The organism is Limnohabitans sp. DM1 (genome assembly GCF_001269385.1).
GTDB lineage: Bacteria > Pseudomonadota > Gammaproteobacteria > Burkholderiales > Burkholderiaceae_C > Limnohabitans_A.
In genome coordinates, this window is record NZ_CXOO01000038.1 from 32,529 (window position 1) to 55,206 (window position 22,678).

Below are 22,678 nucleotides of genomic sequence, written 5' to 3' on the forward strand. Positions count from 1 at the left end.
AACGGGGGGGCCAATAAACGGGCTGGCAGACTAAAATCAGGGCTTATTTTAAGGGTTGACCCTAGACTTTCGAACAAAACTTCCACAAAAACCGAGACCACCTTGCAAGCTCCCCCTCCATTTTTGATGACCCGTTTGGCAGCCTGGCTGGGTGTTGCCCTGCTGGCGGTCCTTGTTTTCTGGTGGTTGGCCCCGGTGCTGGCGCCGTTTGTGGTGGCCGCTGTGATGGCGTACGTGCTCAACCCCTTGGTGCACAAATTGGTTCGGGTGACGGGCGGTCGCTTGCCACACCTGTTGGCGGTGGTGATGGTGGAATGCGTGGCGTTGTTTGCCTTGATGGGCTTGGTGCTGCTTTTGGTGCCGATTTTCATGCGCGAGGTCCCCATGCTGCAGCAACAAATTCCTTTGTTGTTGGACAAGTTGGACGCCTCCTTTCAGCCCTTGATGGCACAAATGGGCATCTCGGTTTCACTGGATTTGACCGAGCTGAAAACTCAGCTCATGGATTATTTGAGCGCCAACCGGGAGGACTGGTGGGCGCCGCTGATGTCCTCGCTCAAGATGGGGGGCAGCGCCGCCTTGGCTTTGGCGGGCTTTGTGGTGCTGGTGCCGGTGGCCTTGTTTTACCTGCTCAAGGACTGGACGCGTCTGATGGATTCTGTGACCCGTTTGGTCCCCCCCGCATGGCGCCCTGTGTTTGACCGTTTCATGGATGACTGCGATACGGTTCTGGGGGAATATCTGCGCGGCCAATTGCTGGTCATGTTGTGCTTGGCGGTTTATTACGCGGTAGGTTTGCGCTTGTTTGGCCTGGAGTTGGCCATACCGATTGGCATTTTCACGGGGCTTGCCGTGTTCGTGCCTTATTTGGGTTTTGGTTTGGGTCTGGTGCTGGCCATGATGGCGGGTTTGCTCCAGATGGCGCCTTCACAGGCCTTGATCATGGTGGCTGTGGTGTTTGGTCTGGGGCAATTGATTGAGAGTTTTGTGCTCACGCCGCGTTTGGTGGGTGAGCGCATTGGTTTGCACCCGCTGGCGGTTATTTTGGCTTTGATGGCGTTTGGCCAGCTGATGGGCTTTGTCGGGGTGCTGATTGCCTTGCCCGCCAGTGCCGTGCTCTTGGTGGCCCTGCGCCGTTTGCGTCAGCAATACTTGAAAAGTGCCCTGTATCAAAAAAGCGGCACGGGCCAAAACGAGGAAGGTGTTGGTCAAGCATGAAGCAGCTGGCTTTGGACATTGGTCTGGCGTCCGTACCCACCCTGGACAGTTTTTTTGCGGGCCCCAACGCAGCTGCGCTGGATCATTTGCGCTTGTGGACTTCGGGGGGAACGCGGGCACCTGTGCCCAGCTACCTGTGGGGCGAGAGCGGTTCGGGCAAAACCCATTTGCTGCAGGCGGTGCACCATGCGCTCAAAGAGCAGGGCGCACAAGTGGGCTGGCTGGATGCCAATGCCATGAACTCGCCTGAGTTCAATGAGGCCTGGACGGCGGTGCTCATGGACGATGTGCATTTGTACAACTTGGACCAGCAGCACACGGCCTTCAACTGGTTTGTGAACGCGCTGACCCCCCGCAGTGGCACCCCACGCTGGGTGCTGGCCGCCGGCAGTTTGCCGCCAGCCGATCTGCAGCTGCGGGACGATTTGCGCACCCGTCTGGGCTGGGGGCATGTGTATGCCCTGCATGTTCTGGATGAGCCCGAGCGCCGTGCCGTGCTGCGCCAAGAGGCGGACGCACGGGGCCTGTTTTTGAGCGATGAGCTCATGTCTTACATGCTCAAGCGTTTTTCGCGCGATCTGGGCAGCTTGATGCAGCTGCTCGATCATCTGGATCAATATGCTTTGCAAGCGCAGCGCGCCCTGACCATTCCCTTGGTGCGCGCCATGCTGGAGAACGAATGAAACTCGCCTTGTTTGACCTCGATCACACTTTGCTGCCGATCGATTCGGATCACACCTGGGGTGTCTTCACCACCGAGCTGGGCTGGAACGACCCGGACCTCTTCAGCCAACGCAATGACGAGTTTTATGCCCACTACCAGGCGGGCACGCTCGATATCCATGACTACGTGCGCTTTGCCACCCAGGCTGCGCGAGAGCGCGGGGCGGTGGAAGCGGCCCGTGCGCACGACCGTTACATGGACGAAGTGATCCGCCCTCGCATCACCCCCGAAGCACTGGCGCTGGTACAGTCGCACCAGCGAGTGGGCGACACGGTGATGATCGTGACGGCCACCAACGAATTCGTGACTCGCCCGATTGCCCAGGCTTTTGGCGTGAGCGAGTTGATTGCGGTGGAGCTGGCGCGTGACAGCACGGGCTGGATCACAGGCGAGATCCAGGGCACGCCCTCATTTCGGGAGGGCAAAGTCACCCGCGTCGCGCAATGGCTGGCCCAGCAAGGGTTGAACTGGGGCGATGTGGAGATGAGCTTTTATTCGGACTCCATGAACGACTTGCCGCTTCTGGAAAAAGCCCACCATCCGGTGGCAACGAACCCTGACGCTCGGTTGCGTCAACTGGCCACAGAGCGTGGCTGGCGCATCCTCGAACTGTTTCAAGAATGATCAAAAAATTCATCACCAAGCTGCTGGGCAAACCGGCTGGCGGCAGCAAACCCCATTTTGGTCGCCGCACCGAAGTGCCCGCATCGGTCCACGGCATCGACCCCCAACTGGTGGATGAACGCGCTGTAAACGTGGTCAGCACCTTGCAGCAAGCCGGGTTTGAGGCCTACATCGTGGGCGGTGCTGTGCGTGATCTGCTGCTGGGCCTGCGCCCCAAGGATTTTGACGTGGCCACTGACGCCACCCCCGAAGAGGTCAAAGGCTTGTTTCGCCGTGCGTTCATCATTGGGCGGCGCTTTCGCATCGTGCACGTCGTGTATGGCCGTGGCCGTGAACACGAGGTGATCGAGGTCTCGACTTTCCGAGCCCATATGGACAATGCGGCTGCCGAGCAGGTCAAAGGCAATGAGCGCACCAGCAAGCGTCAGCTCGAGGGCATGAAGCACGCGGTGGATTCGAGTGGCCGTGTGCTGCGTGACAACGTTTGGGGGCCGCAAGACGAAGACGCCACGCGCCGTGACTTCACGGTGAACGCCATGTATTACGACCCGCAGTCACAAATTGTGGTGGACTACCACGGCGGTATCCAGGATGCGAAAAAGCACATACTGCGCATGATCGGGGACCCGGCAGCGCGCTATCGCGAAGACCCGGTGCGCATCATCCGCGCCGTGCGTTTTGCGGCCAAGCTCAGCCCCCTGGGCTTCAAGCTGGAGAGCAAGACGGCCAAGCCGCTGGTTGAGGCCAAAGCCTTGCTGGCCGATGTGCCGCAAAGTCGCTTGTTTGACGAAATGCTCAAGTTGCTGCAAACCGGCCACGCTCTGGCCTCGATTGCGCAGCTCCAGCATTTGGGGCTTGCCAAAGGCATTTACCCGCTGCTGGATGTGGTGGTCGAGCGCGCTGAAAGTGCGTTTGTCAAAGGCGCCCTGGCCGACACCGATCGGCGTGTGGGCGAGGGCAAACCGGTGGCGCCGAGCTTTTTGCTTGCTTGCGTGCTGTGGGCCGATGTGCGCGATGGCTGGGCGCAACGGCTGGCGCGCAAGGAGCACCTCTATCCTGCGCTGCAAGAAGCGATTGACGAGGTGTTTGACGCCCGCATTGGCGATGTGTCGGGTCGCGGCAAGCTGGCCGCCGACATGCGCGAAATCTGGATGATGCAGCCGCGCTTTGAAAAGCGTGTCGGGGCCACCCCGTTCAGCCTGGTGGAACAGCCGCGCTTTCGGGCAGGCTTTGACTTTTTGCGCCTGCGTGCCGATGTGCAGGAGGTGGAGATCATGTTGGCCGACTGGTGGCAAGAGTTCAGCATGGCCAGTGATGCGGAACGTGAAGATCTGGTCAATGCCGCCAAAGCCGAGCAATTGGCCAAGCCCAAAGCGCGCCGTGCGCCCCGACCCGAGGGTGTGGCCACCTGCGCCCCCGCGCCCAAAGCCGCATCGGTTTCCTTGCCAGAACAGGCTGAGACAGCGGATGGCGAAGGTGCTGCCAAGAAGCGCCGTCGCCGCCGTCGTAAGCCAGACGCAGAGGCAGGCGGTCACAGCGGCGGCGCAGCATAAGTGCCATGCCCGACTTGAAGCCAGACCCCGTGACCGCGTATGTGGCGCTGGGCGCCAACCTGGGGGATGCCCGGCAAACCGTGAAAGACAGCCTGTTGGCGCTTGGGCGGTTGCCAGGCACCGAGTGCACAGGTCAGTCCCGCCTGTACCGCACGGCACCCCATGAGGCGCAAGGGCCTGATTTCATCAATGCTGTGGCCAGGCTGAGCACCCGATTGAGCGCACCTGATTTGCTGGATGCGTTGCAAGCCCTTGAAAAGGATGCCGGGCGTCTTCGTCCTTATCCCAACGCGCCGCGCACCCTGGATCTGGATGTGTTGCTCTACGGCGATGCCCGGATCGACAGCCCGCGTTTGACGGTGCCACACCCACGCTTGTGGGGCAGGGCCTTTGTGTTGTATCCCTTGGCGGATGTTGCCCCTGATCGGGTGAAGCCCGAGCACTGGGCCGTTGTGGAGGGGCAGGCCATTGAAGCCTTGAATGAGGTCTCCCCGTGATGTTCTGGACCACATGGCCTGTGTCTCTGCAAACCGTGATGCTGCTGGCCAACAAGGTGCACATGACGTTTGCCTGGTCTAGCCATTTACGCAATATGTCGGCAGCGCCTTGTTAAGTTGCAGCCGCTTTGTGCATGGTGGGTGCGGTGTATTTCATTTACATAAGCGGCTGAGCTCTTGTTGAGTCGCCTGGCCCTACCCAGCGGTTAAACTCTTCTTTGTCATGCGAATGTCATATTTGCTTTTTCAAGTCACTTGGAGTTTTTCATGCTGTTTGGTAAGTTGCTGCCCAAAGAAGGCAATTTTTTTGAACTCTTCAACCAACATGCAGAACGCATTGTTGAAGCGGCTCGGGCCTTCTCCAATTTGGTGGCCAATTACAACGATGTTCACTTGCGCGAAAAGTACAACCGTGATGTCGACAATGCAGAGCACGCCGCTGACCGCGTGACTCAGGAAGTCAACCGACTGATCCACACCACCTTCATCACCCCGATTGATCGTGAGCAAATCCACGCGCTGATCAACCTCATGGATGATGTGGCCGATCTGATTCAAGACTCGGCAGAGACCATGGCACTGTATGACGTGCGCCACATGACCGAAGAAATCAGCCGCCTGACAGATTTGTCGGTTCGCTGCTGCGAGCGTGTGCAAGATGCGGTCAAGCTGCTGGCCAAAATTGGTGACCCCTCAGTGGCTGAGGCCGCCTTGAAAACCTGCGAAGAAATTGACCGCCTGGAGTCGGACGCCGACCGCGTGATGCGCAGCGCCATGAGCAAACTCTTTCGTGAAGAAGCCGATGTGCGCGAAATCATCAAGCTCAAGGCCATTTACGAACTGCTGGAAACCATCACCGACAAGTGTGAAGACGTGGCCAACCAGATCGAGGGCATCGTCCTCGAAAATTCCTGATCTGAAGCGGGAATCCTGACTATGGAAACCGTACAAGCGGCATTGTGGGTGGTGATCTTGCTGGTTGCCCTGGCCCTGATTTTTGACTTCATGAACGGGTTTCATGATGCGGCCAATTCGATTGCAACCGTGGTCTCCACGGGCGTGCTCAAGCCGGGTCAGGCGGTGGTGTTTGCCGCCTTCTTCAACTTCATCGCCATTTTTGTTTTTCACCTGAGCGTGGCCGCCACTGTGGGCAAAGGCATCGTGCAGCCCGGTGTGGTCGACACGCATGTGGTGTTCGGTGCGCTGGTGGGGGCCATCACCTGGAACGTCATCACCTGGTACTACGGCATCCCCAGCAGTTCCTCGCATGCCTTGATCGGCGGCATTGTGGGCGCGGTCATCGCCAAAGCCGGTGCAGGTGCCTTGATCTCGACGGGCATCATGAAAACCGTGGCCTTCATTTTTGTATCACCTTTGCTCGGTTTTTTGCTGGGCTCCTTGATGATGGTGGCCGTGGCGCATATTTTCAGACGGTCCAGGCCCTCGAAAGTGGATAAGTGGTTCCGTCGCTTGCAGTTGGTCTCGGCGGGGGCTTACAGCTTGGGGCACGGCGGCAACGATGCGCAAAAAACCATCGGCATCATCTGGTTGTTGTTGATTGCCACGGGCTATGCCACCACGGCCGACGCCTCGCCTCCCGGCTGGGTCATCGTGAGCTGCTACTTGGCAATTGGCTTGGGCACCATGTTTGGCGGCTGGCGCATCGTCAAGACCATGGGCCAGAAAATCACCAAGCTCAAACCTGTCGGCGGCTTTTGCGCCGAAACGGGCGGTGCCATGACCTTGTTTTTGGCCACCACTCTGGGTATTCCGGTGTCGACCACGCACACCATCACAGGGGCCATTGTGGGTGTCGGCTCTACCCAGCGTGCCAGCGCCGTGCGTTGGGGTGTGGCGGGCAACATTGTGTGGGCATGGGTGTTGACCATTCCGGCCAGTGCTTTTGTGGCCGCCTTGGCCTATTGGGTCAGTTTCCAGATATTTGACTGATCGCACGACCGAGCGGCCGTGGCTTCGCCAATGGGCTCTTTTTGAGAACACCGCCTGAATGAACTCATCGGGCGGATTTTTTCATTGGCTGATCAGACGTGCCGCTTCGATCTGGTATTCAAAATACCGCTGAAAGCTGAACACCAGGCTGGACATCAACACGGTGGTGCCCAACAGCAATGCCACCGCGATGCCAATGACCGTGCCCCAGTGGGTGCGGCCTGCTGGATGGAGTCCTTCGCTTTTGGGGTTGAATTTGGCATTCCATTTTTCAACAGAAGTCAGGCCATAAACAATGGCGTTCAAAGCGCAGCCCGCCATGGTGAACCCCAGCAAAGGAATCAGCATCCAGCTCAGCGTGTCGTCCTGCCCAAATCGCTGAACACGCTCCAAACCGTAAAAACCGAGCGCTGTTGGAATCGGTAGCAGCCAGCCCAGAGTGTCAGTGAACCCATGCAGATAAAAGCGGTGCAGGCCCAAGGGTCCCGTCCAGAAAGCCAGCCAGGTCGCAAGAGTTTTGTTTTTCATGGGGCGATTATTGCGGAGGGCTGCTGTCACCTGCACCCAAAGGCTTTTCCATCATCACGACATCGAGCCAACGGTCGAACTTCCAACCGCAGGACTTGAGCACGCCGACATGGCTGAAGCCCAAGGCGGTGTGTACGCCGATGGACCCCGCATTGGCCGAGTCACCGATGACGGCCAGAAATTTGCGTACGCCTGCGCGTTCGGCTTGGGCGCACAACTCGGCCAAGAGCGCTCGGCCCATGCCCTTGCGGTGGGCGTCTGGTGACATGTAAATCGAATCTTCGGCAGAAAAGCGGTAAGCCGGGCGGGGCTTGAACCAGTTGCAATAGGCAAAGCCCATCACGCGGCCTTCGTCTTCGACCACAAGATAAGGCAAGCCCTTGGACAGTACATCGGCCCGGCGGCTGACCATGTCGGCCTCGGTCGGTGGGTCGATCTCGAAGGTGCCAGTGCCTGTCAGCACGTGGTGGCGGTAAATGGCGGTGATGGCAGCGACATCTTCGTCGCGGCTGGGTCTGATCAGAGGCAAGGCGGGGCTCCCGTTGTATAATGGTCGGCTTTTCAGTGTGTCACTGGCCGGGTGGCCAGTTGCGTGTCTCAAACGCTGAAGGATACCGGGCATCTGGGCAATTGTTCCCAAGAAGCCCAACCACCCAAGGATAAATCATGGTTGTTATACGTTTGAACCGCGGCGGCTCTAAAGCACGTCCTTTCTTCAACATCGTCGTCGCCGACAAGCGCGTGCGTCGCGATGGTCGCTTCCTCGAGCGCATCGGTTTCTACAACCCCACAGCCAAAGGCGGCGAAGAAGGTCTGCGCATTGCTCAAGACCGTCTGACCTATTGGAAGGGCGTTGGCGCCCAGGCTTCCCCCACCGTGGAACGTCTGATCCGTCAAGCCGGCAAAGCCGCCGCCTGATCGGTTCGCACAGGTTATGCGCCCGCCTTTGGAAACAGCCGCACTGCCGGCTGACGCCATCGAAATCGGGCGCATCACCGATGCCTGGGGCATCAAAGGCTGGTTCAAGGTCTTGCCCCACAGCGCCTCGCCCGAGGCGCTTTTTTCTGCCAAAAGCTGGTTTTTGTTGCCGCCCGATCGGCCCATGAAACCCCAGCGTGGCCAAGAGGCAGCAGCCTCTGCACAACAGGCCTGGCGAGAGCCCTTGCTGCTCAACATCCTCGAAGTCAAAGACCATTCCGACACCGTGGTGGCGCGTGCTCAAGGCATTGACGACCGCAACGCGTCCGAATCCTTGCGCGGTGGCCGAATTTTTGTGCCTCGCTCGAGCTTTCCTGCTGCGGCCGACGGCGAGTACTACTGGGTTGACCTGATCGGCCTGCAAGTGTTCAACCGCGAAGGTGTGGATCTGGGTCAGGTGCGCGACCTCATGTCCACCGGACCGCAAACGGTGCTGGTCATCGAAGCTCAGTCTGAAGTTGAAGGCGTTAAACCTGTTGAGCGCATGATCCCTTTTGTGGCTGCTTTCGTCGACGGGGTTGATTTGCCAGGCAAGCGCATCACGGTCGACTGGCAACCCGACTACTGAGCCGCCTCGGCCGTGGAGGGCCATCCCCATGCGCTTTGACATCATTACCCTGTTTCCCGAGCTGTTTGCGCCGCTGTTGACCAGTGGCATCACGCGCCGTGCCTACGAAAGCGGTTTGGTCGACGTTCATTTCTGGAATCCACGCGACCATGCCGAAGGCAATTACCGCCGGGTGGATGACCGCTCTTTTGGCGGTGGCCCCGGCATGGTCATGCTGGCCGAGCCCTTGTTCAAGTGCCTGACGGCCATTCGCGCCGATCGGCAAGAAGAAACGCCCGCACCCTTGGTGTTGTTTTCCCCGATAGGCCGGGCCCTGAACCACAGCGCGGTGGCCCAATGGTCTGCCAGCGCGGGCGCTGTGCTGCTGTGTGGCCGCTATGAAGGCGTGGACCAGCGTTTCATTGACCAGTATGTTGACCAGCAAATCAGTTTGGGCGACTTTGTGCTATCGGGTGGCGAAATCGCGGCCATGGCCTTGCTCGATGCGGTTGCTCGGTTGCAGCCAGGTGTGCTGAACGATGAAGGCAGCCACCAGCTCGACAGCTTCAACCCGGCGCTTGATGGTTTGCTGGACAGCCCGCACTACACCCGCCCTGAAGTCTGGCAGGGTCAGGCGGTGCCGCCTGAATTGATGTCGGGCCACCATGCGCACATCGCGCGTTGGCGGCGCGAGCAAAGCCTGCGCTTGACGGCATTGCACCGCCCCGAGTTGCTGGAACAAGCCCGCGAGGCCAAGGGGCTCAGCCGCCAGGACGAGGCCTTTCTCAAGCAGGCCTGTAGTAGCGGGCCAACTGCGGACCAGCCCCAGTCCGCGAAAAAGCTATAATCAATGGCTTTTCGATCCTCTACCCGCCGCGATCTGGTTCAGTCATGTAAATGCATGGCCCTTACAGCACAGAACGCCCCTTGTGTAGCGAGGCATGATCGGACGGAGTTCAAAAAAATGAATTTGATTCAAACTCTTGAGCAGGAAGAAATTGCCCGTTTGGGTAAAGTGATTCCTGAATTTGCCCCAGGCGACACCGTGATCGTGAGCGTGAATGTGGTCGAAGGTACCCGCAAGCGCGTTCAGGCTTACGAAGGTGTTGTGATTGCCAAGCGCAATCGCGGTCTGAACAGCGGCTTCACAGTGCGCAAGATCTCCAGCGGTGAAGGCGTGGAACGTACGTTCCAAACCTACAGCCCCTTGATCGCCAGCATCGAAGTCAAGCGTCGTGGTGATGTTCGCCGCGCCAAGCTGTACTACCTGCGTGACCGCAGCGGCAAGTCGGCACGTATCAAGGAAAAGTTGCCACAGCGCAAAGCAGCTCCAGTGGCTGCTGCGTAAAGCCTTTTCCAAGGTAAAAAAAACCGCCCGGGTGCAAGCCCAGGGCGGTTTTTTTATGGGCTTTTGCTTTTCAGCCCTGCGCGCAGGGCAAGCCTGCTGTGCGTGACCATTCGCTCCAGCTGCCTGCATACAGGGCGGTGGGGCTGTAACCAGCCAGTTCCATGGCCAGCAGGTTGGGGACTGCGGTCACGCCGCTGCCGCAGTGGTGCACCACCGTGCTGGCGTCACGTCCGGCCAGCACGTGTTCCCACTCAGCCTTGAGCACATCGGCAGGTTTAAAGTGCCCGTCAGGTGTGAAATTATCCGCAAATGGCCGGTTCAATGCGCCCGGGATGTGCCCGGCAATGGGGTCCAGGGGTTCCACCTCGCCACGGTAGCGTGCGGCTGCCCGGGCATCTACGATGGTTTGAGTAGGGCGGCCCAATTGTTCGAGCACGGTTTCAGTGCTGACCAGTTGGCGCAAGGGCGGTTTGAGTGCAAATGATCTGGCTTGTCCGTGTGTGGCGGGGCCTGAAGCCAAAGGGCCGCCCAACGCCTTCCAGGCTTGCAAACCCCCGTCAAGGACGGCCACGGCGTCGTGGCCGAGCCATTTGATCATCCACCAGGCCCGTCCACAGTATTGGCTGGCATTGCGGTCATAGACCACGATTTGCGTAGAGTTGTCTATGCCCAGTTGACCCAGCCATTGGGCAACCTGTTCGCGCTGAGGCAAGGGATGGCGTCCTCCATTGACTGCCTGACTCGCCTCGTGCGTGCTCAGGTGCTGATCCAGATGCGCCTGAAAGGCTCCTTCAATGTGCTCCGCCTGAAAGCAGTGTTCAGCCGCTTGCGGGTTCATCAGGTCGAAACTGCCATCGAGCACGGCAATCTTGGCATCTTGTTGCAGTAAGGCCTGAAGCTGTTGGGCTGTGATCAACAAGTTGTACATGAAGTTTCTCCTGGTTCAGTGTTCTTCTGCGGGCGCCTGTGGCAGGGCACGGTTTCTCAAGGCGGTGGCTGCAATCCCGCTGGCGATGATCAGCCCCATGCCTGCCCAGCCCATGAGGGGAATCTGGTCACCAAACAAAAACAAGCCATACAAGGCCGCGAAGACGATGCCTGAATACTGCAAGTTGGCCACCACCAAGGTGGCGCCGCTGGTGTAGGCCTTGGTCATGCTCAACTGGCCCAAGGCTGCCAGTATGCCAATGGGCAGCAACCACAAGGCTTCAGGCCAGGTCCATGCACTCGCACCTGTAAACACGATGGCGATGGCCCCCACAAGGGTGCTGCCCATTGAGAAATAAAAAACGGTCCGAGATTCGGGTTCTCCTAAGCGACCCAGAGCGGCCACTTGCATGTAGGCCAGGGCAGCTCCAAGCCCCGAGAGCAGCCCAATGACACCTGCAAATAACTGATTTTGTTCAATGGTCGGGCGCAAGATCATGACGACACCGCTGAAGCCAGCGATCACGGTCAGCACGACAGGTCCTTGTTTGCTCGCGTCCTGCAAACGCCCCAAGACCAAGGTGCCACCGATCAAAAAGGCCGCAACCCATACACCACTCATGTAGTTGAGCGTCATGGCCGTGGCCAGCGGCAAATGGGCAATGGCATAAAACCAGGCTGACAAGGAGGCGACGCCAATGATGGAGCGCCAGACGTGCATCATGGGGATGGCTGTGCGCAGCGACACCTTTTGCATTTTGCACAGAGTGGCCATGAAGGCCATGCCAATCAAGCCCCTGTAGAAAACCAGCTCAAAGGTGTGAAAGTGTGTGGCCGCGAATTTGATGCACACACTCATCGATGCAAAAAACAGCGACGCAAGAATCATCCAGGAGGCTTGCATCGGCGCTTTCTGCTCAGAGGGTGTTTATCTGACGGCGGTACCACTCATGAAAGTGCTGCATGCCGTCTTCCATGGGGCTTTGGTAAGGGCCCGCTTCGTTGTCGCCTCGGGCCAGCAGGGCTTTGCGCCCAGCGTCCATGCGCTCGGCAATCTCGTCGTCCTCGACGCAAGTCTCCATGTAGGCCGCCTGCTGGGCTTCGACAAATTCGCGCTCAAAGGCGACGATTTCTTCGGGGTAGTAAAACTCCACCATGTTGAGTGTCTTGTTCGGGCTGATCGGGTGCAGGGTGGACACCGTCAGCACATGCGGATACCACTCGACCATGATGTGCGGGTAATAGGTCAGCCAGATGGCGCCGCGCTCGGGCAGTTGGCCGTTGCGGTATTTCAGCAGCACCTCATGCCATTTTTTGTAAGTGTCAGAACCCGGCTTGCCAAAGCCGCCCGACACGCCCACAGTCTGCACCGAATAGTGCTCTTTGAACTCCCAGCTCAGGTCGTCGCAGGTGACGAACTGGCCCAGCCCCGGGTGGAAGGGGCCGACGTGGTAGTCCTCCAGGTAAACCTCGATGAAGGTTTTCCAGTTGTAGTTGCACTCGTGCAGCTCGACCCGGTCCAGCGCGTAGCCTGAAAAATCGAGTTGTGAGCGGGGCCCCATGCCCGACAAATCGGCGTCAATGTTGCGGCCGTTGTCCTCGAACAACAGGCCGTTCCATTCCTGCAGCTTGTAGTTGTTCAGGTTCAGGCAGGGGTCGTGCGCAAAGTGGGGTGCGCCCAACAACTGGCCGCTGGGCGAATAGGTCCAGCGGTGCAGCGGGCACACAATGTTGCCGCCTGCGCTGCCCTTTTTCTGGGTTTGCAGGTTGCCCCGGCCGCTGAGCATGATGGCTTGGCGGTGGCGGCAGACGTTGGAGACAAGCTCGACACCGCCTTGGGCGTTGCGCACCAGGGCGCGGCCTTCGGCCTCGTGGGGCAGTGCGTAATAGTCGCCCGGGTGGGGCACGGCCAGCTGGTGACCCACGTAGCGCGGGCCTTGCCGGAAGAGCGTGTTCAATTCGCGCTGAAACAGCGCCTCATCGAAATAAGTTGAAACTGGTAGTTGGCTTTCGGCCTGCTGCAGTTGAAGACTTAAATCAGACATGGGTGACCTGACCTAGAGACTCCCCCTATGAAGGGGCAGGGACAAAGCGCTGAATCCGAAGAGACTGGCGCAAAAAAATGACAGGGAACACCCTGTCGATGAACCGTTGATTGTACCCCGCAGGGGGGGGGGCTGGCTTGAGTGTTGAGTCTATAGAGTGCAAGCACGGGTGTTTTGAGGGCAGATACGCCCTTTTTTCAAAAAATGTGAGGCTTCTGGCATACATCCGTGGCCTTTGTAGCGCCTAAAATCAGATTTTTCACGGAATACCCCATGCCCAAGGCTTCCCCAACAGAGACTTCAGAACTCGCACCCCCCTTGCCAGCCACTTACGAAGGTGCCTTGTCGGAGTTGGAGCAGTTGGTGATCCAATTGGAGTCTGGACAAATGCCCCTGGATCTGCTTTTGTCGGGTTACCAGCGGGGCGCTGCCTTGTTGGCCTTTTGCCGTGACAAACTCCAGGCCGTGGAAGACCAGATCAAAGTGTTGGACGGCGTGCAACTCAAACCCTGGAATGGCACATGAACGAGGCATTGGATTTCAAGGCTTGGATGCAAGCCCACTTGGACCGCGTTGAAGATGCCTTGTCTCAATGGGTGGACGCTCAGGCCCCGGGGGAGTTGGGCCAGGCTATGCGCTATGCCGTTCTGGATGGTGGCAAACGTCTTCGCCCCCTGCTGGTGCTTGCTGCGGCCGAGGCGGTGGGTGCACCCACTGACAGTCAAGCAGCCCTGCGTGCGGCCTGCGCGCTGGAGCTGATCCATGCCTATTCGCTGGTGCACGACGACATGCCTTGCATGGACAACGACGTGCTCAGGCGCGGCAAACCCACAGTGCATGTGCAGTTTGGCCAGGCGCAGGCTTTACTGGCTGGGGATGCGCTGCAAGCCTTGGCGTTTGAATTTTTGACGCCCCCCATCACCGATGTGCCCGCCGCAGTGCAAGCGGCGTGTGTGGGTTTGCTGGCGCGTGCCAGCGGTTACTTTGGCATGGCCGGCGGACAGGCGATTGACTTGGCCAGCGTGGGCCATCGCCTGGATGAAGCGCAGTTGCGCCAGATGCACCGCCTCAAAACCGGCGCGCTCTTGTTGTGCGGTGTGCAGATGGGGGCAGCCTGTGGTCCGGCGCTATCACATGAGACATCGGCCGCCTTGAGCCGATTCGGAGAAGTTTTGGGCCTGGCGTTTCAGGTGGTGGATGACATTTTGGATGTCACCACCGACTCTGCCACCCTTGGCAAAACAGCGGGCAAAGACGCCGCTGCCGACAAACCCACATACGTGGCGCTGATGGGCCTGGCGCCTGCACAGCGCCTGGCCGATCAATTGGCCGAGGAGGCCGCGCAAGCCTTGCTGGACAGTGGCTTGCCCTCTGACCGCCTGATGCCCTTGCGCGCCTTGGCCGCCATGGTGGTACAACGCACCCATTAAGTCATGACATCAATCCTCCACTCCATCCAATCCCCCGCTGACTTGCGCCATTTGGCACGCTCGGACTTGCCGCGCCTGGCCGACGAGCTGCGGCACTGTGTGCTCGACAATGTCTCCAAAACCGGCGGTCACCTGAGTTCCAACCTGGGCACGGTGGAGTTGACGGTGGCTTTGCACTACGTCTTCAACACCCCCGAAGACCGCATCGTCTGGGACGTGGGGCACCAGACCTACCCGCACAAAATCCTCACGGGCCGCCGAGAACGCATGCCCACGCTGCGCCAGTTTGGCGGTTTGTCGGGATTTCCGCGCCGCGATGAGAGCGAATACGACACCTTTGGCACGGCGCACTCGTCCACCAGCATCTCGGCCGCTTTAGGCATGGCCGTGGCGGCCCGCCAAAAAGGCGAGTCACGCCATTCGATTGCCGTGATCGGCGACGGGGCCATGACCGCTGGCATGGCCTTTGAGGCCCTGAACAATGCAGGGGTGGAAGACTGCAAACTGCTGGTCATCCTGAACGACAACGACATGTCGATCAGCCCACCCGTGGGGGCGCTCAACCGCTACTTGGCACAGCTCATGAGCGGGCGTTTTTATTCGGCGGCCAAGGCAGGTGCCAAAAATGTGCTCAAAAACGCGCCCCCCCTGTTTGAGCTGGCCAAGCGCCTGGAAGAACACGCCAAAGGCATGGTCGTACCCGCCACGCTGTTTGAGAAATTCGGCTTCAACTACATCGGCCCGATTGACGGTCACGACCTGGATTCGCTGATCCCGACGCTGGAGAACATCAAACACCTGGAAGGCCCGCAGTTCTTGCATGTGGTCACCAAAAAGGGCCAAGGTTACGAGAAGGCCGAGGCCGATCCGGTGGCCTATCACGGCCCCGGCAAGTTCGACCCAAGTGTTGGCCTGGTGCCTGCGGCCACGCCCGCCAAAACCACCTTCACCCAGGTGTTTGGGCAGTGGCTGTGCGACATGGCCGAGAAAGACATGCGCCTGGTCGGCATCACGCCCGCCATGCGCGAGGGCTCGGGCATGGTGGCATTCCACCAGCGTTTTCCCAAGCGCTATTACGACGTGGGCATCGCCGAGCAGCACGCCGTGACCTTTGCCGCGGGCATGGCCTGCGAAGGCCTGAAACCCGTGGTGGCCATCTACTCGACCTTTTTGCAGCGGGGTTACGACCAGCTGATCCACGACGTGGCGCTGCAAAACCTGCCCGTGGTGTTCGCCTTGGACCGTGCCGGTTTGGTGGGGGCCGATGGTGCCACCCACGCGGGGGCTTATGACATTGCCTACATCCGCTGCATCCCCAACATGAGTCTGGCCTGCCCGGCCGACGAGCGCGAATGCCGCCAGCTGCTGAGCACCGCTTACGCGCAGAACCACCCGGTGGCCGTGCGGTACCCACGCGGTGCGGGCGTGGGGGCCGAGCCCGGACGAGATCTGGACACCTTGCCTTTTGGCAAAGGCGAAGTGCGCCGCCAAGGCGAAAAACTGGCCATCTTGGCCTTTGGCACTTTGTTGGCGCCCGCATTGCAGGCCGCTGAAAAGCTCAACGCCACGGTGGTCAACATGCGCTGGGTCAAACCGCTGGATGTGGATTTGCTGGCCCAAATCGCCCAAACCCATGAGCGCCTGGTGACGGTGGAAGAGGGCTGCATCATGGGCGGTGCGGGCAGCGCGGTAGGTGAAGCCCTGCAGACCTTGCAGATCAACCGACCCGTTTTGCACCTGGGCTTGCCCGACGAATTTATTGAGCATGGCGACCCGGCCAAGCTGTTGGCTTTGCAGGGGTTGGATGCGGCCGGCATCGAGGCGTCGATTCGGCAGCGCTGGCTTTGAGCCCATCACAGGTCAGTCTCGTTTTTATGAGATTGGCGGTATTGCTAAAGCCCTTTCAATTTAATGATTTAAAAAAGGGTAAACCCCCACGGTTTTGAGCCTTGGGGCTTTCTACAATACGCCCTGCTTTGTCAAGCGACCCCTTACAAGCGGGTTTGAGTATTCATCACAAGGAGTTCCTCATGGATCGTCGTTCCGTCATTAAAAACGCCGGCATTGTTGGCGTTTTGGCTGCTGGTGCTGCACCTGCTGTCCAAGCGCAGACCGCCATTCGCTGGCGTCTTGCCTCCAGCTTCCCCAAGGCCTTGGACACCATTTTTGGTGCTGCCGAAGTTTTTGCTGAAAAAGTCAATGCCATGTCTGGCGGCAAGTTTGTCGTCACCGTGCACGCTGCTGGCGAATTGATGCCCGCTTTCGGTGTGGTGGACGGTGTTCAGCAAGGCACAGTCGAGGCTGCTCACACAGCCCCTTACTACTTCTTTGGCAAGGACGACACCTTCGCCTTGGGCACAGCCATTCCTTTTGGTTTGAACAGCCGACAGCTCACCTCTTGGTACTACGACGGCAATGGCATGAAACTGTTCCGCGAGTTCTACGACAAGTACAACATCGTGAATTTCCCCGGTGGTAACACAGGTGCCCAAATGGGTGGCTGGTACCGCAAGGAAATCAAGACCCTGGCGGACATCAAGGGTTTGAAATTCCGCGTGGGCGGTTTCGCAGGCAAGGTCTTGACCCGAATGGGCGCTGTGCCCCAAAACATCCCCGGTGGCGAGATTTACCAAGCTTTGGAAAAGGGCACGATCGACGCCGTGGAGTGGGTGGGTCCTTACGACGACGAGAAGCTCGGTTTCCAAAAAGTGGTCAAGAATTACTACTATCCAGGTTTTTGGGAAGGTGGCGCTCAGCTGGATTTCTACATCAACAAGGCCGCTTTCAACGCCCTGTCCAAAGAGAACCAGGCCATTGTGGAAGCTGCTGCGTCTTACGCTCACACCGAAATGCAAGCGCGTTACGACAATCGTAACCCTGCGGCCCTCAAGCGCTTGGTGGCCGGTGGTGTCAAGCTCAAGCCTTTCCCCAAGGTGGTGATGGACGAGGCTTTCAAGCAGTCCATGGCCCTGTACGAAGAGCTGCGCCAGTCCAACCCGAACTGGAAGAAGATTTACGACGACTACTCGGCTTTCCGCAAGGACCAGAACCAGTGGTTCCGTTTCACGGAAGCCACGTTCGATCGCTACATGCAATCGGCCAAGCTGTAATCTGCGGGCGCGATCGAATAAAAGAGGCCCTTCGGGGTAATGCCAGTCAGTTAAGAGCTGACCGGTTTTAATTTAAAAAGGGAACCCTGTTCAAACACGGTTCCCTTTTTCATGAGCTGGCTGCAAAACGATCTTTCCCAAACACTTCAACGCACCCCCCAGCGGCTGGATCAACTCAGCAGCCTTATCGACCCTCAGTGGATTACCCAAGTCCTGAGCACCACAGGCAAAGCCTCCATACGACGACGCAAGCTGCCTGCCGAACACGTTATTTGGCTGGTCATCGGATTGGCTCTTTTTCGCAATCAGCCCATCTGGGACGTGGCCAGGCAGCTGCAATTGACGTTGCACAATCAACCCTTAAGCGTGCCCAGCGCTGCCGTTGACGGACGTCAGCGTTTGGGCGAAGAGCCTTTGGCACATTTGTTTCGCCTGCTTTGTCAGGGGTGGACAGCCTGCGAGTGCGTCTGTCAGCGCGTGCTGGGCCTGCGCCTTCTGGCCGTTGATGGCGTTGTCTGGGCGACACCCGATACCCCAGACAACCGTTTGGCCTTGGGCAGCAGCAGCAATCAACATGGCTCGGGTGGGTGGCCTCAAATTCGAGCAGTCTGCCTGATGGATACGTACAGTCATGAGTTGCTCGATGCACGCATGGGCGCCATGAGTCAGGGCGAGCTGACGCTGGCAGCAGATTTACAAAACATCGATCAGTCCCTGACCGTGTTTGATCGGGCCTACTTCTCGGCAGCCTTTTTGCTCAACTGGCAGTCGCAGGGACAAGACAGGCACTGGCTGATGCGAGCCAAAGACAACTTGCGCCACGAAGTTATCGTCCAATACGATGAGCATGACTGTTTGGTCAGCATGCCAGTGTCGCCGACTGCCAGAAAGATCGATCCGCAATTGCCAAGCCATTGGCAAGCCCGTTTGATTGAGGTGCAGCTGGGTGGGCGCAAGCGCCGGTTCATCACATCGCTGACGGATGCGAGTCGCTATCCGGCCAAAGAACTGGCCAAGCTGTACATGCAGCGCTGGGAGATTGAGTTGGGATTTCGGGAGATCAAGCACTCATTGCAAAGTTCGCAATGGACACTGCGCAGCAAACAGCCGCAGCTGGTGCGACAGGAGCTGTGGGGCGTACTGATTGCATATACGTTGTTGCGCAGACTGATGCGCCAGATGGCTGCACACGTGAAGGTGGAGCCATTGCGTATGGGCTTTCACGTTGCGAGTATGGCCATCATTGATCTGTTGCGTTTTGCGCCACTGGAGTCGGCTGGGACGGTGCCCAAACGGTTGCAGCTGTTGTTTGACCAGGCACATTTATTTGTTTTGCCGCCAAGGCGTAAACGTTCATACCCTCGGGTTGTAAAAACAAAGGCAGCCAAATACCCAGCAAAAATGCCAGTCAGCTCTTAACTGACTGGCATTACCCTTCGGGGCCTTTTTCCATGAGTTTCTCAAATGGGTCGTGTCGTGGTGCAAACTCGCCACCATGCAACACATCGAGCTTTCTTACAAATGGGCATCCCTGGGCGCTGAACTGGTGCGCAACCGCCAAAGTCCGCTGCGCAACCCGCTCATGGACTTGTTGCAGGCGGTGCGCGATGCCGGCTCGATTGGCGGGGCCGCCAAGGCCATGGGCTTGTCTTACCGCCACGTCTGGGGTGAACTCAAGCGCTGGGAGCAAAGTTTGGGTCAGGCCCTGATTTTTTGGGAAAAGGGCCAGGCGGCCAGACTCACCGGTTTTGCCGACAAGTTGCTCTGGGCAGAGCGCCAGGCGCAGGCTCGGCTATTGCCGCAAATCAGTGCCTTGCATGCCGACCTGGAAAGAACATTTGCGGTGGCATTTGACCCCGCCCACTTGGCCCTGCCGGTGTTTGCCAGCCATGACGCGGCAATGGACCTGCTGCGCGAAGAGGCCGCATCCCAAGCGTTGCATTTGGACCTGCGGTTTTGTGGCAGCGTGGATGCGATTCGCGCTTTGAACGAGGGGCGATGCCATGTGGCCGGTTTTCATGCCCCTTGGCAACCCGACGCCGAGTCCTTGGTCGCCCGCACCTACAAGCCCTTGCTCAAAACGGGTCAGCACAAATTGATCGGTTTTGCCCAGCGCTCGCAAGGGCTGATGGTCGCCAAGGGGAACCCCCTGGGCTTGCGGGATTGGGCCGATCTGTACCAAGCGGGTGTGCGCTTTGTCAACCGCAGCAGCGGAACCGGTACCCGTTTGTTGCTGGACCAGTGTTTGGAAGAAAGAGGCTTATTGCCCACGGCGCTCAGTGGCTATGCGCAGGAGGAAAACTCACACGCTGCCGTGGCCGCGCGCATCGCGTCGGGTCAGGCCGATGTGGGGCTGGGCATCGCCCACGCCGCCCATGTCCATGGCCTCGATTTTGTGCCTCTGCACCAGGAGCATTATTGGCTGGTGTGCTTGGCCTCGGCGCTCGATACCCCGCCCGTCTTGCAATTGCGGCGTTTGCTGAGCAGTTCAGCCTGGCAAGCCAAGCTGCAGGGCCTGGGCGGCTACAGCCCGACACTCCAAACCGGCCAGGTGCAATCCTTGCGCAGCATGCTTCCTTGGTGGCAATTCAGGTCTTCAAGGCCCCACTCAGGCGCTTGAATCGTATCTGCCCAAAGGTTTGAAAGGCTTTCAAGCCGAGCGCCGAAAATATCAACTCGGGTTTTCGGGGGCTTGATTCGGGAACGCGCCAACACAGAATTACAATCGCGCCAGTTTTGCAGGAGGCTAAATGTCTTTTTTATTGAAAATATCATCCGGCATTGACCGTTTGAACGAGTCCGTGGGCAAATGCACCACTTGGATGATTTTGATCGTGACCCTCATCAGTGCAGGCAATGCCATCGTTCGCAAGGCTTTCAATGTGAGTTCGAACGGGCTGCTGGAGATCCAGTGGTACTTGTTTGCTGGCGTTTTCTTGTTAGGCGCAGGTTACGGTTTGCTGAGAAATTCCCATGTGCGGATTGACTTTATTTCGGCCATGTTGACGGCGCGTGCCCGCAACTGGATCGATGTGGGGGGCATCTTGCTGGCCCTGTTTCCGTTTTGTTTCATGTGCATTTACCTCTCATGGCCTTTGTTCATTCAGGCATACAACACGGGAGAGATGTCTTCTAACGCGGGCGGCCTGATTCGGTGGCCTGTTTATGCTTTGGTGCCGCTCGGTTTTGGATTGCTCTTGCTTCAAGGTGTGTCGGAGTTGATCAAGCGCTTGTCGTTTTTAACCGGGGCCGGAGAAGACCCTTTGTCTTCCGAAAGCACCATGTCAGACGAAGAAAAAGAAATGCTGGAACTTGAAAAAATCGCGCAACAAGCGCAGGGAGCACGTTGATGGAAGCGACTTTCTTGGCACAGAACTTTGTGCCCATCATGTTCGCCGGTTTGTTTGTACTGCTGCTGACCGGTTTTCCTGTGGCTTTCGCCTTGGCAGCTTGCGGCTTGGGCTTTGGCTTCATTGGCATGGAAGCCGGGCTGTTCCCGCCCTCCTTGTTCCAAGCTTTGCCGCTGCGCATTTTCGGCATCATGCAAAACGATACCTTGCTGGCCATTCCGTTTTTCACCTTCATGGGCATCATCTTGCAAAAATCCGGTATGGCCGAAGATTTGCTGGAGACGGTGGGCCAGGTGTTTGGTCCGGTGCGCGGTGGCGTGGCCATTGCCGTGATTTTGGTGGGTGCCTTGTTGGCTGCGACCACGGGTGTGGTGGCAGCTGCCGTCATCTCCATGGGCCTGATCTCATTGCCCATCATGCTGCGTTACGGTTACAGCCGTGTGATCGCTACCGGGGCCATCACGGCTTCGGGCACCTTGGCGCAAGCCATCCCACCTTCTTTGGTGTTGATTGTCTTGGCCGACCAATTGGGCCGTTCGGTGGGTGATATGTACGCCGGTGCTTTGTTGCCCGGCCTGTTGTTGGTGGGTTTGTACGTCCTGTTCATTGTCGTGGTGGCGATTTTCAAGCCGGCCATGGTGCCCGCGCTGCCGGTAGAAGCCCGCATTTACCGCGAAGCCAATGGCAAATCTGGCCATGTGTCTTTGTTCTTGCTCTTGATTTTGTGCACTGTGGTGGGCTACGTCTGGGCGACTGTCCACGATGGGATCATGACCGCTTGGCTCGAACGTACCCTGCCCTCTCCCGATGACGAAATCGTGATCATGTCGATGACGGTGGCTTCTCTGGTGGCCTTGGCTTTGGCCATCGTGAACCGGCTCATGGGCCTAGGCTTGTTGTCGCGCTTGGCCGAGCAAGTGACCTTTGTGCTAATGCCACCCCTGATCCTGATCTTTTTGGTTCTGGGTACGATTTTCTTGGGTGTCGCGACACCCACAGAAGGCGGCGCGATGGGCGCTTTGGGCGCTCTGATCCTGGCCGTGAGCAGAAAACGCCTGGACAAAAAATTAATGAATCAGGCGCTCGAAAATACGGCCAAACTGGCGTCGTTTGTGCTGTTCATCCTGATCGGCTCCACTGTCTTCAGTTTCACCTTCAATGCCGCCGATGGCCACATCTGGGTGGAGCACTTGTTCATTGACATGCCCGGCGGTGCGATCGGTTTCCTGATCGTGGTGAACATCCTGATTTTTATTCTGGGTTGTTTCATTGATTTCTTCGAGATCGCCTTCATCGTGATCCCGATCCTGGCCCCCGTGGCTGAAAAGATTTTGCCTGGGCTGGTGCCCGGCATGACCGCCGACCAAGCCATGATCTGGTTTGGCGTGATCGTGGCGATGAACCTGCAGACCTCGTTTTTGACGCCGCCTTTTGGATTTGCGCTGTTCTATTTGCGCAGCGTGGCGCCTAAAAACGATTACAAGGACCGGATCACGGGTGAAAACATCCGTGCAGTCAAAACTTCGGAGATCTATAAAGGCTCGATCGCCTTCATCGTCTTGCAGTTGATCATGGTAGCGTCCATCATCGTCTTCCCCAGCCTAGTGACAGGCGGCCTGAAGGAAGGCGTCAAGATCGATGCCGATGCGGCTTTCGAGCAGATGCTCGACCGCGCCGGTGAAGACAGCGACAAGGACGACGAAGTGTCTTTGGACGACATGAAGCCTGCGACAGATGCGCCGGCCGAAGAGGACCCAGCCAAGGCCTTGGAAGCCGAGATGAAGGCGGGCAAGAAGTAAATTCCTGTCGCCCCACGAAGAGCCCGGTTCGCCGGGCTTTTTTCATGGAG

General features: G+C 58.4%; 24 protein-coding genes. 19 read left to right on the forward strand and 5 right to left on the reverse strand.

The annotated features are described in order from the left end of the window. The first annotated feature begins 126 nt into the window (after window positions 1-126). From AMM33_RS15250 to AMM33_RS15280, 7 genes are all read left to right on the forward strand, one after another. Window positions 127-1,218 (forward strand): AI-2E family transporter, encoded by a 1,092-nt coding sequence (locus AMM33_RS15250; protein ID WP_090142163.1) that lies wholly within the window; start codon window positions 127-129, stop codon window positions 1,216-1,218. Beyond that, on the forward strand, window positions 1,215-1,901 hold the full coding sequence (hda, locus tag AMM33_RS15255) for a DnaA regulatory inactivator Hda (RefSeq protein WP_090142164.1): 687 nt from the start codon (window positions 1,215-1,217) through the stop codon (window positions 1,899-1,901). Before AMM33_RS15250 ends, hda begins: the two co-directional genes overlap by 4 nt. Further along, window positions 1,898-2,566, forward strand: a complete 669-nt coding sequence (locus tag AMM33_RS15260) for a histidinol-phosphatase (protein WP_090142165.1) — start codon at window positions 1,898-1,900, stop codon at window positions 2,564-2,566. Before hda ends, AMM33_RS15260 begins: the two co-directional genes overlap by 4 nt. Beyond that, window positions 2,563-4,119 carry a polynucleotide adenylyltransferase PcnB gene (gene pcnB / locus AMM33_RS15265; protein WP_090142166.1) on the forward strand — a complete coding sequence of 519 codons (1,557 nt, stop codon included), beginning with the start codon at window positions 2,563-2,565 and terminating at the stop codon, window positions 4,117-4,119. The genes AMM33_RS15260 and pcnB overlap by 4 nt, the downstream gene beginning before the upstream one ends. 5 nt (window positions 4,120-4,124) lie before the next feature. Beyond that, window positions 4,125-4,616: a 2-amino-4-hydroxy-6-hydroxymethyldihydropteridine diphosphokinase gene (gene folK / locus AMM33_RS15270; RefSeq protein WP_090142167.1), complete on the forward strand. Its 492-nt coding sequence runs from the start codon at window positions 4,125-4,127 to the stop codon at window positions 4,614-4,616. A gap of 267 nt (window positions 4,617-4,883) precedes the next feature. Beyond that, a complete protein-coding gene (locus tag AMM33_RS15275) occupies window positions 4,884-5,531 on the forward strand; it encodes a DUF47 domain-containing protein (protein WP_090142204.1) in 648 nt (215 codons plus the stop codon). 21 nt (window positions 5,532-5,552) lie between these two features. Continuing rightward, entirely contained in the window at window positions 5,553-6,566 is a 1,014-nt protein-coding gene (locus AMM33_RS15280; protein WP_090142168.1) for an inorganic phosphate transporter, read from the forward strand. An 81-nt stretch (window positions 6,567-6,647) separates the two neighbouring features. Here AMM33_RS15280 and AMM33_RS15285 read toward each other — a convergent pair whose 3' ends face one another. Next, window positions 6,648-7,094, reverse strand: coding sequence for a TM2 domain-containing protein (locus AMM33_RS15285; RefSeq protein ID WP_090142169.1), 447 nt, complete (start codon window positions 7,092-7,094; stop codon window positions 6,648-6,650). Window positions 7,095-7,101: 7 nt separating this feature from the next. Continuing rightward, window positions 7,102-7,623: a GNAT family N-acetyltransferase gene (locus AMM33_RS15290; protein ID WP_090142170.1), complete on the reverse strand. Its 522-nt coding sequence runs from the start codon at window positions 7,621-7,623 to the stop codon at window positions 7,102-7,104. A gap of 137 nt (window positions 7,624-7,760) precedes the next feature. Between AMM33_RS15290 and rpsP the strand changes: the two genes are divergently transcribed. The 4 genes from rpsP (at window position 7,761) to rplS (ending at window position 9,967) form a co-directional block, all read left to right on the forward strand. Then, the gene (rpsP, locus tag AMM33_RS15295) at window positions 7,761-8,012 is read left to right on the forward strand and encodes a 30S ribosomal protein S16 (protein ID WP_090045429.1); all 252 of its coding nucleotides are present in this window, start codon (window positions 7,761-7,763) and stop codon (window positions 8,010-8,012) included. A 16-nt stretch (window positions 8,013-8,028) separates the two neighbouring features. Continuing rightward, a complete protein-coding gene (gene rimM, locus AMM33_RS15300) occupies window positions 8,029-8,640 on the forward strand; it encodes a ribosome maturation factor RimM (protein ID WP_090142171.1) in 612 nt (203 codons plus the stop codon). A gap of 28 nt (window positions 8,641-8,668) precedes the next feature. Beyond that, window positions 8,669-9,466 (forward strand): tRNA (guanosine(37)-N1)-methyltransferase TrmD, encoded by a 798-nt coding sequence (trmD, locus tag AMM33_RS15305; protein ID WP_090142172.1) that lies wholly within the window; start codon window positions 8,669-8,671, stop codon window positions 9,464-9,466. Window positions 9,467-9,583: 117 nt separating this feature from the next. Beyond that, complete coding sequence (rplS, locus tag AMM33_RS15310; RefSeq protein WP_053174072.1) at window positions 9,584-9,967, forward strand: 50S ribosomal protein L19; 384 nt, start codon at window positions 9,584-9,586, stop codon at window positions 9,965-9,967. Window positions 9,968-10,037: 70 nt separating this feature from the next. On the opposite strand, the gene AMM33_RS15315 is transcribed toward rplS, so the two are convergent. From AMM33_RS15315 to AMM33_RS15325, 3 genes are read right to left on the reverse strand one after another with little or no spacing between them, the layout of a single operon-like run. Further along, window positions 10,038-10,895 (reverse strand): sulfurtransferase, encoded by an 858-nt coding sequence (locus tag AMM33_RS15315; RefSeq protein ID WP_090142173.1) that lies wholly within the window; start codon window positions 10,893-10,895, stop codon window positions 10,038-10,040. A 15-nt stretch (window positions 10,896-10,910) separates the two neighbouring features. Further along, window positions 10,911-11,798, reverse strand: a complete 888-nt coding sequence (locus AMM33_RS15320) for a DMT family transporter (RefSeq protein ID WP_090142174.1) — start codon at window positions 11,796-11,798, stop codon at window positions 10,911-10,913. Window positions 11,799-11,811: 13 nt separating this feature from the next. Further along, window positions 11,812-12,939, reverse strand: coding sequence for an aromatic ring-hydroxylating oxygenase subunit alpha (locus tag AMM33_RS15325; RefSeq protein ID WP_090142175.1), 1,128 nt, complete (start codon window positions 12,937-12,939; stop codon window positions 11,812-11,814). Window positions 12,940-13,212: 273 nt separating this feature from the next. On the opposite strand from AMM33_RS15325, the gene xseB reads away from it, so the two are divergent. The 8 genes from xseB to AMM33_RS15365 all read left to right on the forward strand — a co-directional run bounded on the left by xseB (window position 13,213) and on the right by AMM33_RS15365 (window position 22,628). After that, window positions 13,213-13,464 (forward strand): exodeoxyribonuclease VII small subunit, encoded by a 252-nt coding sequence (gene xseB, locus AMM33_RS15330; protein WP_090142176.1) that lies wholly within the window; start codon window positions 13,213-13,215, stop codon window positions 13,462-13,464. Next, window positions 13,461-14,369 carry a polyprenyl synthetase family protein gene (locus AMM33_RS15335; RefSeq protein WP_090142177.1) on the forward strand — a complete coding sequence of 303 codons (909 nt, stop codon included), beginning with the start codon at window positions 13,461-13,463 and terminating at the stop codon, window positions 14,367-14,369. Before xseB ends, AMM33_RS15335 begins: the two co-directional genes overlap by 4 nt. A gap of 3 nt (window positions 14,370-14,372) precedes the next feature. Continuing rightward, the gene (dxs, locus tag AMM33_RS15340; RefSeq protein WP_090142178.1) at window positions 14,373-16,217 is read left to right on the forward strand and encodes a 1-deoxy-D-xylulose-5-phosphate synthase; all 1,845 of its coding nucleotides are present in this window, start codon (window positions 14,373-14,375) and stop codon (window positions 16,215-16,217) included. 182 nt (window positions 16,218-16,399) lie between these two features. Beyond that, window positions 16,400-17,479 carry a TRAP transporter substrate-binding protein gene (locus tag AMM33_RS15345; RefSeq protein ID WP_090142179.1) on the forward strand — a complete coding sequence of 360 codons (1,080 nt, stop codon included), beginning with the start codon at window positions 16,400-16,402 and terminating at the stop codon, window positions 17,477-17,479. A gap of 111 nt (window positions 17,480-17,590) precedes the next feature. Further along, window positions 17,591-18,898 (forward strand): IS4 family transposase, encoded by a 1,308-nt coding sequence (locus tag AMM33_RS15350; protein WP_090142180.1) that lies wholly within the window; start codon window positions 17,591-17,593, stop codon window positions 18,896-18,898. A 76-nt stretch (window positions 18,899-18,974) separates the two neighbouring features. Further along, window positions 18,975-20,099, forward strand: a complete 1,125-nt coding sequence (locus AMM33_RS15355; protein ID WP_090142181.1) for a substrate-binding domain-containing protein — start codon at window positions 18,975-18,977, stop codon at window positions 20,097-20,099. 130 nt (window positions 20,100-20,229) lie between these two features. Next, window positions 20,230-20,829 (forward strand): TRAP transporter small permease subunit, encoded by a 600-nt coding sequence (locus AMM33_RS15360; RefSeq protein ID WP_090142182.1) that lies wholly within the window; start codon window positions 20,230-20,232, stop codon window positions 20,827-20,829. After that, on the forward strand, window positions 20,829-22,628 hold the full coding sequence (locus AMM33_RS15365; protein WP_090142183.1) for a TRAP transporter large permease: 1,800 nt from the start codon (window positions 20,829-20,831) through the stop codon (window positions 22,626-22,628). Before AMM33_RS15360 ends, AMM33_RS15365 begins: the two co-directional genes overlap by 1 nt. Window positions 22,629-22,678 lie beyond the last annotated feature (50 nt).

Bases quoted from the DNA above. Each gene is read 5' to 3' on its own strand.
- AMM33_RS15250 (WP_090142163.1), top strand. From the start codon at position 127: ATGACCCGTTTGGCAGCCTGGCTGGGTGTTGCCCTGCTGGCGGTCCTT.
- hda (WP_090142164.1), top strand. From the start codon at position 1,215: ATGAAGCAGCTGGCTTTGGACATTGGTCTGGCGTCCGTACCCACCCTG.
- AMM33_RS15260 (WP_090142165.1), top strand. From the start codon at position 1,898: ATGAAACTCGCCTTGTTTGACCTCGATCACACTTTGCTGCCGATCGAT.
- pcnB (WP_090142166.1), top strand. From the start codon at position 2,563: ATGATCAAAAAATTCATCACCAAGCTGCTGGGCAAACCGGCTGGCGGC.
- folK (WP_090142167.1), top strand. From the start codon at position 4,125: ATGCCCGACTTGAAGCCAGACCCCGTGACCGCGTATGTGGCGCTGGGC.
- AMM33_RS15275 (WP_090142204.1), top strand. From the start codon at position 4,884: ATGCTGTTTGGTAAGTTGCTGCCCAAAGAAGGCAATTTTTTTGAACTC.
- AMM33_RS15280 (WP_090142168.1), top strand. From the start codon at position 5,553: ATGGAAACCGTACAAGCGGCATTGTGGGTGGTGATCTTGCTGGTTGCC.
- AMM33_RS15285 (WP_090142169.1), bottom strand. From the start codon at position 7,094: ATGAAAAACAAAACTCTTGCGACCTGGCTGGCTTTCTGGACGGGACCC.
- rpsP (WP_090045429.1), top strand. From the start codon at position 7,761: ATGGTTGTTATACGTTTGAACCGCGGCGGCTCTAAAGCACGTCCTTTC.
- rimM (WP_090142171.1), top strand. From the start codon at position 8,029: ATGCGCCCGCCTTTGGAAACAGCCGCACTGCCGGCTGACGCCATCGAA.
- trmD (WP_090142172.1), top strand. From the start codon at position 8,669: ATGCGCTTTGACATCATTACCCTGTTTCCCGAGCTGTTTGCGCCGCTG.
- rplS (WP_053174072.1), top strand. From the start codon at position 9,584: ATGAATTTGATTCAAACTCTTGAGCAGGAAGAAATTGCCCGTTTGGGT.
- AMM33_RS15315 (WP_090142173.1), bottom strand. From the start codon at position 10,895: ATGTACAACTTGTTGATCACAGCCCAACAGCTTCAGGCCTTACTGCAA.
- AMM33_RS15320 (WP_090142174.1), bottom strand. From the start codon at position 11,798: ATGCAAGCCTCCTGGATGATTCTTGCGTCGCTGTTTTTTGCATCGATG.
- AMM33_RS15325 (WP_090142175.1), bottom strand. From the start codon at position 12,939: ATGTCTGATTTAAGTCTTCAACTGCAGCAGGCCGAAAGCCAACTACCA.
- xseB (WP_090142176.1), top strand. From the start codon at position 13,213: ATGCCCAAGGCTTCCCCAACAGAGACTTCAGAACTCGCACCCCCCTTG.
- AMM33_RS15335 (WP_090142177.1), top strand. From the start codon at position 13,461: ATGAACGAGGCATTGGATTTCAAGGCTTGGATGCAAGCCCACTTGGAC.
- dxs (WP_090142178.1), top strand. From the start codon at position 14,373: ATGACATCAATCCTCCACTCCATCCAATCCCCCGCTGACTTGCGCCAT.
- AMM33_RS15345 (WP_090142179.1), top strand. From the start codon at position 16,400: ATGGATCGTCGTTCCGTCATTAAAAACGCCGGCATTGTTGGCGTTTTG.
- AMM33_RS15350 (WP_090142180.1), top strand. From the start codon at position 17,591: ATGAGCTGGCTGCAAAACGATCTTTCCCAAACACTTCAACGCACCCCC.
- AMM33_RS15355 (WP_090142181.1), top strand. From the start codon at position 18,975: ATGCAACACATCGAGCTTTCTTACAAATGGGCATCCCTGGGCGCTGAA.
- AMM33_RS15360 (WP_090142182.1), top strand. From the start codon at position 20,230: ATGTCTTTTTTATTGAAAATATCATCCGGCATTGACCGTTTGAACGAG.
- AMM33_RS15365 (WP_090142183.1), top strand. From the start codon at position 20,829: ATGGAAGCGACTTTCTTGGCACAGAACTTTGTGCCCATCATGTTCGCC.